Origin of the sequence: Roseibium hamelinense (genome assembly GCF_007830545.1) — a bacterium.
In the GTDB taxonomy this organism is placed as follows: domain Bacteria; phylum Pseudomonadota; class Alphaproteobacteria; order Rhizobiales; family Stappiaceae; genus Roseibium; species Roseibium hamelinense.
On the sequence record NZ_VLLF01000006.1, the window covers coordinates 256,580 to 270,916 of the forward strand.

Annotated in this window: 16 protein-coding genes; 11 read left to right on the forward strand and 5 right to left on the reverse strand. The window is 55.0% G+C overall.

Annotation, left to right across the window (positions count from 1 at the left end):
• Window positions 1-68 precede the first annotated feature (68 nt).
• The 9 genes from JM93_RS13720 (at window position 69) to JM93_RS13760 (ending at window position 8,207) form a co-directional block, all read left to right on the forward strand.
• The gene (locus JM93_RS13720; protein ID WP_145344323.1) at window positions 69-509 is read left to right on the forward strand and encodes a hypothetical protein; all 441 of its coding nucleotides are present in this window, start codon (window positions 69-71) and stop codon (window positions 507-509) included.
• The gene (locus JM93_RS13725) at window positions 502-2,340 is read left to right on the forward strand and encodes an ABC transporter ATP-binding protein (protein ID WP_145344325.1); all 1,839 of its coding nucleotides are present in this window, start codon (window positions 502-504) and stop codon (window positions 2,338-2,340) included. The genes JM93_RS13720 and JM93_RS13725 overlap by 8 nt, the downstream gene beginning before the upstream one ends.
• Before the next feature lie 311 nt (window positions 2,341-2,651).
• Complete coding sequence (gene petA, locus JM93_RS13730; protein ID WP_145344327.1) at window positions 2,652-3,212, forward strand: ubiquinol-cytochrome c reductase iron-sulfur subunit; 561 nt, start codon at window positions 2,652-2,654, stop codon at window positions 3,210-3,212.
• 24 nt (window positions 3,213-3,236) lie between these two features.
• Entirely contained in the window at window positions 3,237-4,511 is a 1,275-nt protein-coding gene (locus tag JM93_RS13735; RefSeq protein WP_145344329.1) for a cytochrome b, read from the forward strand.
• Window positions 4,512-4,541: 30 nt separating this feature from the next.
• A complete protein-coding gene (locus JM93_RS13740; RefSeq protein ID WP_145344331.1) occupies window positions 4,542-5,384 on the forward strand; it encodes a cytochrome c1 in 843 nt (280 codons plus the stop codon).
• Window positions 5,385-5,526: 142 nt separating this feature from the next.
• Window positions 5,527-6,405, forward strand: coding sequence for an S-methyl-5'-thioadenosine phosphorylase (locus tag JM93_RS13745; RefSeq protein ID WP_155197544.1), 879 nt, complete (start codon window positions 5,527-5,529; stop codon window positions 6,403-6,405).
• A 108-nt stretch (window positions 6,406-6,513) separates the two neighbouring features.
• Complete coding sequence (locus JM93_RS13750) at window positions 6,514-7,062, forward strand: adenine phosphoribosyltransferase (RefSeq protein ID WP_145344333.1); 549 nt, start codon at window positions 6,514-6,516, stop codon at window positions 7,060-7,062.
• Window positions 7,040-7,717, forward strand: coding sequence for a 5,6-dimethylbenzimidazole synthase (gene bluB, locus JM93_RS13755; RefSeq protein WP_244300841.1), 678 nt, complete (start codon window positions 7,040-7,042; stop codon window positions 7,715-7,717). Before JM93_RS13750 ends, bluB begins: the two co-directional genes overlap by 23 nt.
• Before the next feature lie 10 nt (window positions 7,718-7,727).
• Entirely contained in the window at window positions 7,728-8,207 is a 480-nt protein-coding gene (locus tag JM93_RS13760) for a GNAT family N-acetyltransferase (protein WP_145344335.1), read from the forward strand.
• Window positions 8,208-8,221: 14 nt separating this feature from the next.
• Here the strand turns inward: JM93_RS13760 and JM93_RS13765 are convergent, their stop codons facing one another.
• Together JM93_RS13765 and JM93_RS13770 are read right to left on the reverse strand one after the other, a co-directional pair.
• A complete protein-coding gene (locus JM93_RS13765; protein ID WP_145344337.1) occupies window positions 8,222-8,731 on the reverse strand; it encodes a MaoC family dehydratase in 510 nt (169 codons plus the stop codon).
• A complete protein-coding gene (locus JM93_RS13770) occupies window positions 8,728-9,186 on the reverse strand; it encodes a MaoC family dehydratase (RefSeq protein ID WP_145344339.1) in 459 nt (152 codons plus the stop codon). Before JM93_RS13770 ends, JM93_RS13765 begins: the two co-directional genes overlap by 4 nt.
• Before the next feature lie 316 nt (window positions 9,187-9,502).
• Here JM93_RS13770 and JM93_RS13775 point away from each other — a divergent pair, with 316 nt between their 5' ends.
• A complete protein-coding gene (locus tag JM93_RS13775; protein ID WP_145344341.1) occupies window positions 9,503-10,522 on the forward strand; it encodes a methyltransferase in 1,020 nt (339 codons plus the stop codon).
• Window positions 10,523-10,595: 73 nt separating this feature from the next.
• On the opposite strand, the gene JM93_RS13780 is transcribed toward JM93_RS13775, so the two are convergent.
• The 3 genes from JM93_RS13780 to JM93_RS13790 form a co-directional block, all read right to left on the reverse strand.
• A complete protein-coding gene (locus tag JM93_RS13780; protein WP_145344343.1) occupies window positions 10,596-10,958 on the reverse strand; it encodes a hypothetical protein in 363 nt (120 codons plus the stop codon).
• Between the two features lie 116 nt (window positions 10,959-11,074).
• Window positions 11,075-12,058, reverse strand: coding sequence for an iron exporter MbfA (mbfA, locus tag JM93_RS13785; protein WP_145344345.1), 984 nt, complete (start codon window positions 12,056-12,058; stop codon window positions 11,075-11,077).
• Between the two features lie 85 nt (window positions 12,059-12,143).
• A complete protein-coding gene (locus JM93_RS13790; protein WP_145344347.1) occupies window positions 12,144-13,919 on the reverse strand; it encodes an SLC13 family permease in 1,776 nt (591 codons plus the stop codon).
• 190 nt (window positions 13,920-14,109) lie between these two features.
• On the opposite strand from JM93_RS13790, the gene JM93_RS21745 reads away from it, so the two are divergent.
• Window positions 14,110-14,277, forward strand: coding sequence for a hypothetical protein (locus tag JM93_RS21745; RefSeq protein WP_155197545.1), 168 nt, complete (start codon window positions 14,110-14,112; stop codon window positions 14,275-14,277).
• Window positions 14,278-14,337: the final 60 nt, after the last annotated feature.

Consider the following 14,337-nt stretch of genomic DNA (forward strand, 5'->3'; position numbering starts at 1 on the left):
AGCGCGCTGCACGCCATGAGGCGTGTTCAGGTCCCGTCGATCATGAAACACTATTTCGGAGACACCAGATGTCTGCTCGATTTCCTATGGACCCGTTTTCCGATGAGAACGGCTCCGATGTTCAGCTTCCCATTCGGCCGGAGCCGGTGGGTGCGCGCTTTTTCGCAAGGCGTTTGGCGCTTGTGGCAGCACGATTTCTGTTCGCGCTGGTCATCGTCACAGCCCTTTTTTATGTCCCAATGCTCATTCATGAGCTTGGTCAAATTGAAACTGTCATCACGAAAGGAAGCGCAATGCGCTCCGCTGGCTTCACAGCCCATATCATTGACCTGCTGATCGGTACAGCGGTCTTCTCTTTTGCTCTGCTCAGCGCGCTTGTAGCTGCGCTTCTGGTCTCAAAACCGGTATATGTGTGGCGAGTGCCAAAAACCGAGCCCCAGGGCGAAGATGAAACCATCCTGGAAGCATCCGCGACGCTTGTCCGGATGGGAAAGGTTCGCAATGTATAAGCAATTCGAAAATCTGATCGATCCATTTGAGGATAAGGAACTTGACGTTCCGCCCAAGAGTTTTTGGGGCTTCTGCTGGTATTATACAAAGCCCGTTTGGCCAATTCTCGCTTGCGTTTCGCTGACAAGCGCGGTTGTTGCCGTTCTCGAGGTCATGGTCTTCACATTTCTTGGGGATCTGGTGAACTGGCTGGGCGATCAAAACCCGGAAACGTTCTTTGCCGACAACGGCTGGCGCTTGCTTTGGATGGGAATTGTCATTCTCATTTTATTGCCGGTCGCCAGTGCCTTTTTTGAGATCATTTTCCATCAGGGCTTGATGGGGACTTATCCAATGTCGGTGCGTTGGCGGGTGCATCGTTATTTGCTTCGCCAAAGCGTGTCTTTTTACCAGAATGACTTTGCTGGGCGGATTGCAAACAAACTGATGCAGACGGCCCTCGCAGTCCGAGAGGTAGTCACTCGGATTGCGGACATCCTTGTTTATGTCGGAGTGTATTTCACGGCTGGTCTGTTTGTGGTTGCAGAGGCGAGCTGGGTGTTTGTGATCCCTTTCATGACCTGGCTGATCTGCTATCTGGCTGTGATCCGGTTCTTCGTGCCCCGCCTCAAAGATGTCTCGAAGGATCAGGCAGATGCTCGGTCTGTGATGACCGGACACGTGGTGGACGCTTACACGAACATCTCGACAGTCAAGCTGTTCTCACACGCGGCCCGCGAAGAGGAGTATGCCAAGCGGTCCATGATGGACTTCCTGAAAACCGTGTTCTCCCAGATGCGGCTCGTAACGGGCATGAACATCACGTTGACCACCATCAACATGCTGCTTTTGTTCGCAACCGGGCTTCTGTCCATCCTGCTTTGGCAGCGCGGGCAGGTGACAACGGGTGAAATCGCGGTCGCCGTTGCATTGGTCTTGCGATTCCAGGGCATGTCGCAGTGGATCCTTTGGGAAGTGTCCGGTCTTTTCGAGAACGTTGGGACAGTTCAGGACGGCATCAACACCATCTCGCGCGAGCGGGACGTGGTCGATTTACCGGACGCGAAGCCGCTTGTTGTGGAGCAGGGCGCCGTTCAGTTCGAACGAATCCGGTTTCACTACGGCAAGGACGCGGGAGTGATTGAGGAGCTAAGCCTCTCAATCCGGCCTGGTGAGAAGATCGGTTTGATCGGCCGCTCTGGCGCGGGGAAATCGACCTTGGTCAACCTGTTGCTGCGTTTCTATGACCTCGAAGGCGGCCGTGTGCTGGTCGACGGTCAGGATATAAAGCATGTCCGACAGGACGATTTGAGGGCCAATATCGGTGTAGTGACACAGGATACTTCGTTGCTGCATCGGTCAATTTTCGAAAACGTGGCCTATGGACGTCCAGATGTTGATGAGGAAATGGTACGCGAAGCGCTGCGCAAGTCGCATGCACTCGAATTTGTTGAAGGTCTGTCAGATCCGGCCGGCCGCACAGGGCTGGAGGCGCATGTCGGTGAGCGCGGCGTAAAGCTGTCCGGAGGTCAGCGTCAACGGATCGCGATTGCAAGAGTTCTTTTGAAAAATGCGCCGATCTTGGTGTTGGATGAAGCAACCTCGGCGCTTGATTCCGAAGTGGAGATCGCGATCCAGGAAAGCCTCTTCGACCTGATGGAGGGCAAGACGGTCATCGCAATTGCCCACCGGCTGTCAACAATTGCTGCCATGGACCGGCTGATCGTAATGGATGCGGGCCGGATAATCGAGGAAGGGACACATCAGGACTTGCTCGACAAGAACGGCTTGTATGCTCAGCTATGGTCCCACCAGTCGGGCGGGTTTCTCGATCCGGTTAAGGCCGCCTGAATTACATCGCACACGCTTTGATTAAAGGGCGCAGCGGAAAAGATGCTGTGCCCTTTTTGACGATTTGGGCAAAAAAATGAATTACCCCCGCATTTGCCTGCGACATATGCGGTTTGAAACCATGGTTGATCTGGACAAGGCGTTTGAAGGGTGCAAAAAGACACCGGCTTGAACACGGTGCGAGCACTTGCCGCACTGCGTTCCCGTTGAGCCCGGCCTTGAACCGCCTATCCTTTTGGACATTCCGGAAGGACTGCGGTTGCAGCGCGGGCTTTCGGCACAGGTTGAACAGGTTTCGAGAGGACGCGACCTTGGCAAATTCGGATACGGCGGAACCTACCCGCCGCGATTTCCTCTATATCGCAACTGGCGCCATGGGCGTCATTGGCGCTGGCGCAGTCGTGTGGCCGTTCATCGATCAGATGAACCCAGACGCTGCCGCACTCGCACTGGCTTCTATCGAAGTAGACGTTTCTTCGGTCCAAGAAGGTCAGTCGATCACAGTTCAATGGCGCGGTAAGCCGGTTTTCATCCGCTACCGCACCGCATCTGAAATCGAGCAGGCAAAAGAAGTCGAGGTCAGCAGTCTTCCAGACCCTCTGGCCCGGAACGCAAATTTGCCGGCCGACGCGCCTGCCACGGACGAAAACCGTGGCGCAGAAGGCCAAGAGCCGTGGCTTATTCAGGTTGGCATCTGTACACACCTTGGATGTGTGCCGATCGGCGACGCTGGCGAGTTCGGCGGCTGGTTCTGCCCGTGTCACGGGTCCCACTACGACACCGCTGGACGTATTCGCAAAGGTCCGGCTCCGGAGAATTTGCTCATTCCGCCTTACGAGTTTGTGTCCGACGGCACGATCCGGGTCGGATAACAGCTAGGATTCGAGGAGAAAGCCATGGCTGGACATTCCAATTACGTACCGCAGAGCGCGGGAGCAAAGTGGCTTGAAAGCCGTTTGCCCGTCATATCGCTCATTCGCGGTTCATTCGTCGACTTTCCGACGCCGAAGAACCTGAACTATTTCTGGACCTTTGGCGGTATTCTGGCGGTCATTCTGGTTTCCCAGATCTTGACCGGTATCGTGTTGGCAATGCACTACATCGGCAGCACGGCTCAAGCCTTTGACAGCGTTGAGCGCATCATGCGAGACGTTAACTTTGGCTGGTTGATCCGCTACCTGCACTCAAACGGTGCGTCGATGTTCTTTATCGCCGTCTACATCCATATTTTCCGTGGCTTGTATTACGGTTCATACAAGGCGCCGCGCGAAATTTCCTGGATCCTGGGCGTAATCATCTTCCTATTGATGATGGCAACGGCGTTCATGGGCTACGTTCTGCCTTGGGGGCAAATGTCCTTCTGGGGCGCTACGGTTATCACCAATCTTTTCTCGGCCCTGCCGCTGGTTGGTGAGAGCATCGTGACGTGGTTGTGGGGCGGCTTTGCGGTCGACAACCCGACCTTGACCCGCTTCTTCTCTCTTCACTATTTGCTGCCATTCATGATCTTCGGCGTTGTGATTCTGCACGTTTGGGCGTTCCACACGACTGGTAACAACAATCCGACGGGTGTGCAGCCAAAGTCGAAGCAAGACACGGTACCCTTCCATCCGTACTACACAATCAAGGATGCGTTTGCGATCGTTGTGTTCTTTGTGTTCTTTGCATGGTTCGTGTTTTACAGCCCGAACTACATGGGGCATCCAGACAACTACATCGAAGCTAATCCGCTTGTAACCCCTGCACACATTGTTCCCGAATGGTACTTCCTGCCATTCTACGCAATTTTGCGTGCAGTTCCGGACAAGCTTGGCGGTGTTGTACTGATGTTCGGTGCGATTGCGATCCTGTTCGTCCTGCCATGGCTCGACACGTCGAAGGTCCGGTCTGGTGCCTATCGGCCGTTGTTCAAGCAGTTCTTCTGGATCTTCGCTCTGAACGCGGTTGCACTCGGCTACCTCGGAGCGATGCCGGCGGAAGGGATCTATGTGATCCTGTCACAGATCTGCACGACCTACTATTTCGCGCATTTCTTGATCATCCTGCCACTGCTCGGCTTCCTCGAGAAACCGTTGCCGCTCCCGGCATCGATCTCAGAAGCCGTGTTGAAGGAAAATGGCGGTGGCGCTGGGATGCCGGCAGGTGCAGCTGCTGCGCCGGAAACGAAATAACGACGGACCGATCAGGAGTTTTATAAGAAAATGAGCACCATGATCAAAATGGTTCGTGCATTTACGGCCGCCGCAGCGCTTGCGGTGGCCGCGCCTGCCCTTGCTGCAGGTGACCACAAGCCGCACGTAGACCGGTACCAATGGTCCTTCTCTGGGCCTTTCGGAACCTTCGACCGCGCGCAGCTTCAACGTGGCTTTAAAGTCTACCGGGAAAACTGTTCAGCGTGTCATGGTCTGCGCCTGGTTGCCTTCCGCAACCTTGCGGAGAACGGTGGTCCTAGCTTTTCCGAGGATGAAGCGAAGCAAATCGCCTCGGAATACACCGTCGTAGATGGTCCGGACGATTTCGGCGACATGTTCGACCGCCCTGCGATCCTTGCTGACCGGTTCCCGTCTCCGTTCCCGAACGAGCAGGCCGCCCGGGCAGCGAATAATGGGGCTTATCCGCCGGACTTCTCGCTTCTCGCCAAGGCCCGCGCAGCACATCGCGGTTTTCCGTGGTTCGTATTCGATGCCTTCACGCAATATGCAGAACAGGGCCCCGACTACATCACCTCGCTGCTAACCGGGTACGTAGAGCCGCCAGAGGGTATGGAAGTGCCCGTTGGCCAGTATTACAACGACGCGTTCTTGGCCGGCCAGTTTATCTCCATGGCCCCGCCGCTTTATCCGGATTCGATCGAATACACCGATGGAACCCCGATGACGGTGGAACAATACTCTAAGGATGTGGCGGCATTCATGATGTGGGCTGCGGAACCGCATCTGGAAGACCGGAAAAAGATGGGCTTCCGTGTCATGATCTTTTTGATTGTGTTCGCTGGAATGCTTTATTTCACGATGAAGAGCCTCTGGCGCAACGTGAAGCACTAAACGCTTTTGTTTTCACCGAGTTGCTTTCTAAGGGCCGCTGGTTGTTTCCAGCGGCCCTTCTTGTTTTGACCGGTCTCGAAAGTTGCAGCTTGCTGAGCCGCATGTTAGCGGATTTCTTTGTCAAAAAAATTCGGGGTCGGGCATGGTGAAGTCAGTGTTGGGTGTGGTTGGGGGGTCGGGGGTTTACGACTTGCCTGGCCTTGAAAATGCGGAGTGGGTTTGGGTCGAAAGCCCCTGGGGTGATGCTTCAGACAGCGTTCGTATCGGCTACATCGATGGATTGAAAACAGTCTTTCTTCCGCGTCATGGCCGAGGCCATGTTCACTCACCTTCGACGATCAATTACCGCGCCAATATTGACGTCTTGAAACGCTGCGGGGTAACCGACCTGGTGTCTGTGTCTGCGTGTGGTTCACTGCGTGAAGATTTGGCGCCGGGCATGTTCGTTTTGGTTGATCAGTTTATTGACCGTACCTTTTCCCGTGAGAAGAGCTTCTTCGGATCGGGATTTGTTGCGCACGTGTCGGTCGCTGCACCGATTAGTCCCAATCTTGCCGACTCTATTGAAAAAGCTGCAAAGGCGGAAGGCCTGTCCTATCACCGGGGAGGGACATATCTGGTCATGGAGGGTCCGCAGTTTTCGTCTCTAGCTGAAAGTGAACTCTATCGCAGCTGGGGCTGTGATGTGATTGGGATGACGAATATGCCGGAGGCTAAACTCGCCCGCGAGGCCGAAATTTGTTATGCGAGCATCGCGATGATTACAGACTACGACAGTTGGCATCCGGACCACGGGTCCGTCGACATCAAGGCGATCGTGAAGGTACTGCACGAGAATGCCAGCAATGCGCAGCGTCTTGTAAGCCGTTTGGCAAAAGACTTTCCAAAAGAGCGCCCTGCGTGCCCTGTCGGGTCGGACACCGCTCTCGATCACGCCGTGCTCACCGCTCCGGACGCGCGTGATCCGGAGCTCGTTTCCAAACTTGACGCCGTTGCCCGCCGGATACTGGTCCAGGCCTGAGGGCTTTGTAAAAGGCTATGGGTTTCAGCCGTCGCTTGCTATAAGCGGCGGCTGTGTGCCTCAACACGGCCGCTGGCAAATCCCGATTCTTACAAGGAGACATGAGGGATGAACGAGAAGTCCGTTCAACAGGAACTGATTGACGCGATCAGGACCATCCCGGATTACCCCAAAGAAGGGATTATCTTCCGGGATATCACCACTCTGCTTGGTGATGCGCGGGCATTCAGGCGCGCGGTCGACGCCCTTGTGCAGCCGTGGGCCGGCTCAAAAGTGGATCAAATTGCCGGTATCGAAGCGCGCGGGTTCATTTTGGGCGGCGCCGTCGCCCATCAGCTTTCTGCTGGGTTCGTGCCGATTCGCAAAAAAGGCAAGCTGCCGCACGACACCGTCCGTATCGCCTATTCGCTTGAATATGGCCTTGATGAAATGGAGATGCATAAGGATGCGATCAAGCCGGGCGACAAGGTCATCGTCGTTGATGATCTAATTGCAACGGGCGGCACGGCGGAAGCTGCCTGCAAGCTCTTGCAGTCTATTGGAGCGGACATTGTGGCTGCCTGTTTTATCGTCGATCTTCCGGAGCTTGGCGGGCGGTCGAAACTTGAGGCTCTCGACGTTCCGGTGCGAACCCTTGTCGAATTCCCAGGGCACTAACAATAGGACGCTGCAGGAGTCGGCGCCGGTCTTTACCGACGACTTCGCACGGGTGTTCAAGACACTCTTGACATGGCGCCGGGATGTGCGGCGTTTCAAGACCGATCCAATCGCACACGGCGAACTTCTGAACATTCTTGAGCAGGCCGATCTGGCCCCGTCCGTCGGCAACAGCCAACCCTGGCGCATCGTACGTGTGCGCGGTTCTGACGCTCGCAGGACTGTTGCAGAGACGTTTGAAAACGAAAATGCCAAGGCCGCGAGTGCCTATGGTGAAAAACGCGCCTCCTTGTATTATACGCTCAAACTCGCCGGGCTGAGAGAAGCTCCGGAGCATCTTGCCGTGTTTTGTGACCCTAATACGCATCAGGGCGATGGACTTGGGCGGCAAACCATGCCGGAGACCATGGCCTACTCTGTCGTTGGTATGGTGCAGACCCTCTGGCTAGCAGCACGCATCAAGGGTATCGGTGTTGGTTGGGTTTCGATACTTGACCCCGCCGCTATTCATAAGGCACTAAACATTCCAGATACTTGGCAGTTTATCGGGTATCTTTGCCTCGGATATCCCGAGGAAGAGCATATTGAGCCGGAGCTTCAGCGCGCCGGATGGCAGGGGCGGACGCCAATGTCGGACCGTCTGTTTGAGCGATAGGGATCTAGTCATGAGCGTCACCATCCGGCCCCTCGAAGACGACGACCATGAAGCCGTGCGCCAGCTATTGACTGCCCGCTGGGCCGGGCCGGAGATTTTGCTGGATGGCGAAATGGTAGATGCGTCCCGGCTTCCCGGTTTTGCGGCTATTGCCGATCAGGGGCTGGTAGGGCTCGTAACCTTGATCAAGCGCCAGAGCGAATGGGAAATCCTGACGCTCGACTCGCTTTATCGTTGGGGCGGAACAGGAACGCTGCTTCTCGATGCGGTCGTTGACGATGCCCGCGCGTCGGGCATCAAGCGGCTAACGGTTCGCACGTCCAACGACAATCTTGATGCTTTCCGGTTTTATCAGCGACGTGGTTTCCGGTTTGAACGCGTTGCGCAAGGCGTTATAGACAAAGAACGCGAGCAAAAGCCTGAAATTCCGCTGCGCGGCGACTATGGCATCGAAATCCGCGACGAAATCCTGTTTGCCCGATCGCTTTAACGGCGTGGCGCCATTTATCCGCCTAAGTGGCCGGTCGTGGCTTCGGATCTGTTTGCCCGCTCGACAAACACTGTGCTCTTGAAAAAAAAGACCGCTTCGCCTTTTTGATTTTGACCATGATTCTCGGCGTGGATTAGCCCCCAGCGTGGACGGCTGCGGCTCTCAGTCTTGCCTGTGACTATTCGTTTGTAAGTAATGGTGTCGCCCGCATAAACCGGCTTGAGCCATTTCAGACCATCAAAGCCCGGTGAGGGCCCAAATTCGGCAACCGGCTCTCCTGATGCCCTGCGTTCCTCAATGAGTTGCTGGTTCTTCGACACGAGCAGTTTCATGTAGATCGCAGCTGTATGCCATCCCGAAGCGCAGAGCCTTTTGAAATGGGTTTTGGCCGCTTCTGCCTCGCTCAAATGGAATGGCTGCGGATCGTACTGTGTTGCGAACTGGATGATTTCTTCGGTGCTGAACGTAAATGAGCCCAGCACCAGCTCATCACCGATTTCGACATCATCAAAAAACAAACTCATGCTCTGGAGGCCCTGCGCAAAAAGAGGATTGGATTTTCCTGTGTCATTACGAGTTCTTCGCGCTGGTTCAGAACGGTCATTTTAAAATAGACGAGTCCGAGGGATGGGCGCGTTGCAAGCGGCCTTTTTGAAACTACAGCCGTCTCCACTTGAACCACGTCCCCAGCCAATACGGGCTTGAGCCATCTCAATTTATCGACACCAGGCGCGCCTTGGCTGGCGCTGCGGTTAAGTAACCCGTCAGCGAGAAGGCGCATGGCGATCGCGGCGGTATGCCACCCGGAGACGGCTAGGCCGCCCAATATGGAATGACGTGCCGCTTCTTCGTCAAGATGGAAGGGTTGCGGATCATAATCTCTTGCAAAGCACGTCAGTTCAGCCCGGGTGACCGATTTCTCTCCGAGTTGAAAAATCTGACCCTCGATAAAATCCTCAAAATGCAGGCGCTCATCCATGCGCGGAACCTAGTTCAACACCCGCCGGCCAGCGAGTGCTTTTTGATCGGTTGACTGCGTAATTAACAAGCAATTTCAACACTTCAGGCTACATGAACGGAGGGAATTGTTCGGCGGGCGAGCAAATGGCGCTCGAACTGAAAAATGTATTCGGATTTGATGCAAATGAGGAAAATGTATTCGATTGTCTGCCTATTATGGTAGATTTGCTAATTCCTGTTGTGGTCGTATAATGACGAGCCGTAGCCAAATATTTTCAAGCCACCAGGGATTATATTCTTTGGCGGCGAAATTTTATACTATTGAAGGGACTTTTATGGCGAAGCAACCATTGGAGACAGCAGAGCAAATTTCTGAAATTGCTTTTGGTTTTATGGGGTCGAAAGCCCTCTTTGCCGCTCTCCATGTCGATTTGTTTTCGGCACTGTCGGACAAAGAGCTGGCTGCAGACGAAGTGGCGGCGGAAACCGGATTGGATTCCGATCGGGCGACAACACTTTTAACGGCGTTGAACACACTTGGTCTTGTCGAAGCCGATGACGGCCGTTTCAAAAATGCGCCGGCTGCAGATGCCTTTCTAGTCACAGGCCGAAAATATGCCTTTGGCGATTATTTGCGGTTTCAGATCGATCGGCAAATGTACCCATTCCTGACGCAGCTCAATGACGCACTGACGGACAACTTGGCACCGGATCAGGTATCTTCCTATGCGCAATGGTTCAGCGATGCCGACGAGGCGCGGCTGTACTCCCAGTCTCAGCATGCCGGTTCTCTAGGGCCGGGGCGAACGCTGGCAAAGCTCGTTGATTTGTCGCAGACGCGGTCTCTGCTGGATGTAGGTGGCGGGACAGGTGCGTTTTCGATTTCATTGTGCGAAGCGTATCCCGAGCTGAAGTCCACTATTTTAGATTTCCCAAATGTGGCGAAGGTCGGTGAAGAGTTCATCAAGAAGGCAGGGCTGTCCGATCGGGTTTGGTATCAGCCCGGCAATGCCCTCGACGATGTCTGGCCGGCAGAGGCGGACGCGGTTTTGATGTCCTACCTGTTTTCAGGCGTGCCGGGAAAGGCGATCCCGGGTCTCGTCAAAAACGCCATGGTCACCCTGCCGCCTGGCGGGCACTTCATGGTGCATGATTTCATGGTAAGCGGTGAGCGCACGGGGCCGAAGCTTGCAGCCTTGTGGCAGTTGCAGCACACCGCTTTCAACCCGCATGCCAAATCGATCACCAGCGACTATGTCTCAGATCTTATGGAGGCGGCAGGCTTCGAGGATGTGAACACCCGCGAAATGATCCCGGGCATGACCACTTTGGTGTGGGCCCGGAAACCGCAGTGATCGCAAGGGATGGCCTTACGTGTAGCAGATTCCAGAAAAAGCGGCCTGGGCCAAGGAGACCCGGGCTGTATCGTCAGTCGTAGTAAATCTCGTTGTCGTCGAGATACACGTTGCTCGCAGCGCAAATGTCGATGGAGATCGGCTCATCCATGACTTCGCTGCCATCCTCGCCCAACCAGCCAACCTGAAACACCTGATCGCAATTGCCGGTGTCTGCTGTAAATTCAGCGGCTCCATTTTCGCCCGGAGCGAGTTCAGCCTCCAGCCAATTGTCACTCCAGCCGTTGCCATCGTTTGTGTAAAAGCCAATCGCAACGTTGCCACCGGTGTTGTTGTAGATCTGGAAATAGCCTTCAGACCCGGTGCCTTGAGCAAGCACTAGCCCTGCTGTCATAGAAAAGGCTCCCGCTGTCAAAAGCGTTTTGAATACTTTCATCTCTGCTCCCCCAAAGCGGCTTGCTATAATGGTGCGCGCTTACCGCCGAAGTGAAGCTAACTCAGCGTCAATTGGTTTGGAAGCACTAAAGACGCACTGTGTAAAGAGCGGTGATGTCAGGCATTTCCAATCAATATGCCCGCCGCAAACACCAATGCTCCGCCAAGAACCACCTGAAACGTTGCTCTTAGGAACGGAGTGTCCATGAACTTGTTCTGGATCCAGGCAATGGCCCAGAGCTCGATGAAGACAACCGCCGCTGCGATGCTGGTTGCGAGCCAAAAGTCCGGGATGAGATAGGGCAGGGCGTGCCCCAATCCGCCGATGGCGGTCATGATACCGGAGGCGAGGCCTCGGATAAGCGGAGAACCACGGCCCGACAATACGCCGTCATCATGGGCGGCTTCTGTGAAGCCCATGGAGATACCGGCACCAACAGAGGCAGACAGCCCGACCAGAAAGGTCTGCCAGGTGTCGCCTGTGGCAAAAGCGGCCGCAAATATCGGCGCAAGGGTGGAAACCGAACCGTCCATTAAGCCGGCAAGGCCGGGCTGAACAACGGTGAGGATGAATTGACGCCGCTCTTGGGCCTCTTCTTCTTCCTGCACATCGGCGGGGGCATGTTTCTCACTCAGTTTGCGGGCAAGATTTTCATGGCCTTTTTCAGCATTCGCTAGATCGCCCAGTAATTTGCGCATCGAGGCGGTCTTGGTTCGTTTTGCAGCCTCGATGTAGAACCGGTAGGCTTGGTCCTCCATGCCTTCTGCCATCGCACGGACTCTTTCCAGCTTGAGCGGCCGGACCAGCCAGTATGGCTTGCGTTGATAAAAGCCACGGACGTGTTCGCGCCTGATCAGTGGTATTTCATCACCGAATTGCGCGGTGAACTGATCGATCAGTCTTCGTCGGTGCTGGTTTTCTTCCCGGGCCATGCCCTCAAATACAGCGGCCGACCCAGGGTATTGTTCTTTCAAGCCTTCAGCGAACGCGCTGTAGATGCGGGCGTCATCTTCTTCTGAAGATATGGCAAGCGCCAGCACCTCCTTCTCGCTGAGGCTTTCGAATGAACGCCGCCCGGAATTCAAGAATCTGCTGAGCATGATCAGCCCCCGCGCCACAGACCAAAAGAGTGCCTTTTCGGGCAAGCATGCCCCGTTCTTACACTGGCCGCAATTTAGAAGCTTGCTAGAGCGGCCAGAAATACAGGATTGCCGGTATCGAGACAGATAGAACCAGCAGCTCCAACGGAAGTCCCATCCGCCAATAGTCTCCAAAGTGATAGCGCCCGGGACCCATGATGATCGTGTTGTTCTTATGGCCGATCGGCGTCAGGAAAGCACAGGAGGCCGAGACTGCAACTCCCATCAAAAACGCATCTGGATTGACGTCTAGGGTCTGAGCGATCTGTAGCCCGATGGGGGCGGCGATCAGGCAGGTCGCTACATTGTTGAGGAAGTCTGACAGCGTCATTGTGACAACCATCAAGACAACCAGTGCAATCCAGATCGGGAAACCATCCGTCAGCGAGATGATACTGGAGGCAATCAACTGCGCGCTGCCGGATGTCTCAAACGCCTGGCCAAGTGGAATTAGTGAACCCAAAAGCACAATGACTTTCCACTCGATAGCCTCATAAACCTCGGTGCCGCCGACCAGACCTGCGCCGATGTAAAAAACAGCGCAAGCTGCCAGTGCGACCGGCAAATACACAAGGCCGGCAACAGCCGCCAGGATGGCACAGGCAAACGCGGCGATTGCAAGCCATGCCTTGTTGCGTTGGACAAGGCTTGTAGTTTTGCCTTCAAGCGGAAACACACCCAGCCAATTGACCGCGGCTTCAAGGCGGTCATCCCGCCCAAGAAGAAGCAGAACGTCACCGGGCCGGATGGCTTGATGTCTAACCCGGGAATGAACCGTTTTGCCCTGACGGGATATTCCGAGCAGCGTCACTCCATGGCCATAGAGAAGCCGGAGGCTGAAAGCGGTGCGTCCGGCAATCCGCGCGCCGTCGGGCACAATGGCCTCGCGCAGGGACAGGCTTGATCCTTTTAGTCCGCCCTTGTGGCGTTCTGAACCTGCGAAGTCGAGGTTCGCCGCACCCATGAAGTTTTCGATGGCTTTGGGCTCGCCCTCAACAATCAGATAATCGCCTTGCTTGACCGGTTCTGCACTCGCAAAGCCCTTCAAACGCCGGCCTGACCGGACCAGGCCGATAATATTGACGTCCTTTTCGTCGGCAACCGGGTAGAGGTGACCAACGGTTATGTCATCGTCTCCGGTGTTTTCACCCACTTTCAGTTCCGCGACGTACAGGTTTTCATCGATGTTCAAGTCTTCGCCCTGCTCGCGAAGGCGTTTTGGCAACAAGCGCCATCCGACAAAAGTGACGAAGGCAACGCCAATGACAGACACGACAAGCCCGACCGGCGCAAATGCAAACATGGTGAAAGGCTCTCCAAGCGCATCCTGCCGGTATTGAGCAACGACAATATTCGGCGGCGTCCCGATCAGCGTTATCATTCCGCCTAGGATAGTCGCAAACGACAGCGGCATGAGCGACAGGCCCACGGAACGGCCCGCTTTCTTCGCGGCCTCCATATCCAGCGGCATAAGCAAGGCGAGGGCAGCTACATTGTTGATAATGGCGGAGAGGCCTGCCCCCACGACAGACAAAAGACCCAGATGCGCGGGTAATGTTCTGTCCGACGACAAAAGCCTGCTCGCCACGAGCTCGACCGCGCCCGAGTTCATCAGCCCCCGGGAGACCACCAAAACCAGCGCAATGATAATAACGGCCGCGTTGCCAAACCCTGAAAACACCGCATCCGCGGGCACCAATCCAAGAATCGAGGCGGAAATAAGCGCGCAAAACGCCACGAGATCATAGCGAATCCGACCCCAGATCAGCAGCGCGAAAAGCACGCCAAAAAGGCTAAAAAGCAATGCTTGATCAGTGGTCAAAACTGTGTTGCTCCAAAAAAAGACGTAGCGTTGCAGACAGTTGGGCGTTCTGTGCGAAGGTCAGTTTGGCCGGGCTAAACCAGAGTTTGGTATTTGTGTCCAAACCTTAATGAACCGAACAGGTTCTGGCCATGTCTCATCCTCATATTGGCTTCAGCAAATGACGCCAATTCGGATAGGAGATCAGCCAATGCAAATTCCGAAGTACTATTTCGATGTTCCCGATACAACCATGCAAGCACGCGCCATTGCACGTCGGTACTGGGGGAAAAGAATTAAATCGTGGGCCGGTTCGTTCTCCGGTGGGCCGGACAAACAACCCAATCCGCTCACCATGCAAGGTCTGGACCGCAGCTAAGAAAAACCCGGTTGAACTCCAACCGGGTTTTTTGCTTTTAAAAGTGCGTTCGTGAAACAA

Excerpts from the sequence above, each read along its gene's own strand:
- JM93_RS13720 (WP_145344323.1), top strand. The coding sequence starts at position 69 with ATGTCTGCTCGATTTCCTATGGACCCGTTTTCCGATGAGAACGGCTCC.
- JM93_RS13725 (WP_145344325.1), top strand. The coding sequence starts at position 502 with ATGTATAAGCAATTCGAAAATCTGATCGATCCATTTGAGGATAAGGAA.
- JM93_RS13735 (WP_145344329.1), top strand. The coding sequence starts at position 3,237 with ATGGCTGGACATTCCAATTACGTACCGCAGAGCGCGGGAGCAAAGTGG.
- JM93_RS13740 (WP_145344331.1), top strand. The coding sequence starts at position 4,542 with ATGAGCACCATGATCAAAATGGTTCGTGCATTTACGGCCGCCGCAGCG.
- JM93_RS13745 (WP_155197544.1), top strand. The coding sequence starts at position 5,527 with ATGGTGAAGTCAGTGTTGGGTGTGGTTGGGGGGTCGGGGGTTTACGAC.
- JM93_RS13750 (WP_145344333.1), top strand. The coding sequence starts at position 6,514 with ATGAACGAGAAGTCCGTTCAACAGGAACTGATTGACGCGATCAGGACC.
- JM93_RS13760 (WP_145344335.1), top strand. The coding sequence starts at position 7,728 with ATGAGCGTCACCATCCGGCCCCTCGAAGACGACGACCATGAAGCCGTG.
- JM93_RS13765 (WP_145344337.1), bottom strand. The coding sequence starts at position 8,731 with ATGAGTTTGTTTTTTGATGATGTCGAAATCGGTGATGAGCTGGTGCTG.
- JM93_RS13770 (WP_145344339.1), bottom strand. The coding sequence starts at position 9,186 with ATGGATGAGCGCCTGCATTTTGAGGATTTTATCGAGGGTCAGATTTTT.
- JM93_RS13775 (WP_145344341.1), top strand. The coding sequence starts at position 9,503 with ATGGCGAAGCAACCATTGGAGACAGCAGAGCAAATTTCTGAAATTGCT.
- JM93_RS13780 (WP_145344343.1), bottom strand. The coding sequence starts at position 10,958 with ATGAAAGTATTCAAAACGCTTTTGACAGCGGGAGCCTTTTCTATGACA.
- mbfA (WP_145344345.1), bottom strand. The coding sequence starts at position 12,058 with ATGCTCAGCAGATTCTTGAATTCCGGGCGGCGTTCATTCGAAAGCCTC.
- JM93_RS21745 (WP_155197545.1), top strand. The coding sequence starts at position 14,110 with ATGCAAATTCCGAAGTACTATTTCGATGTTCCCGATACAACCATGCAA.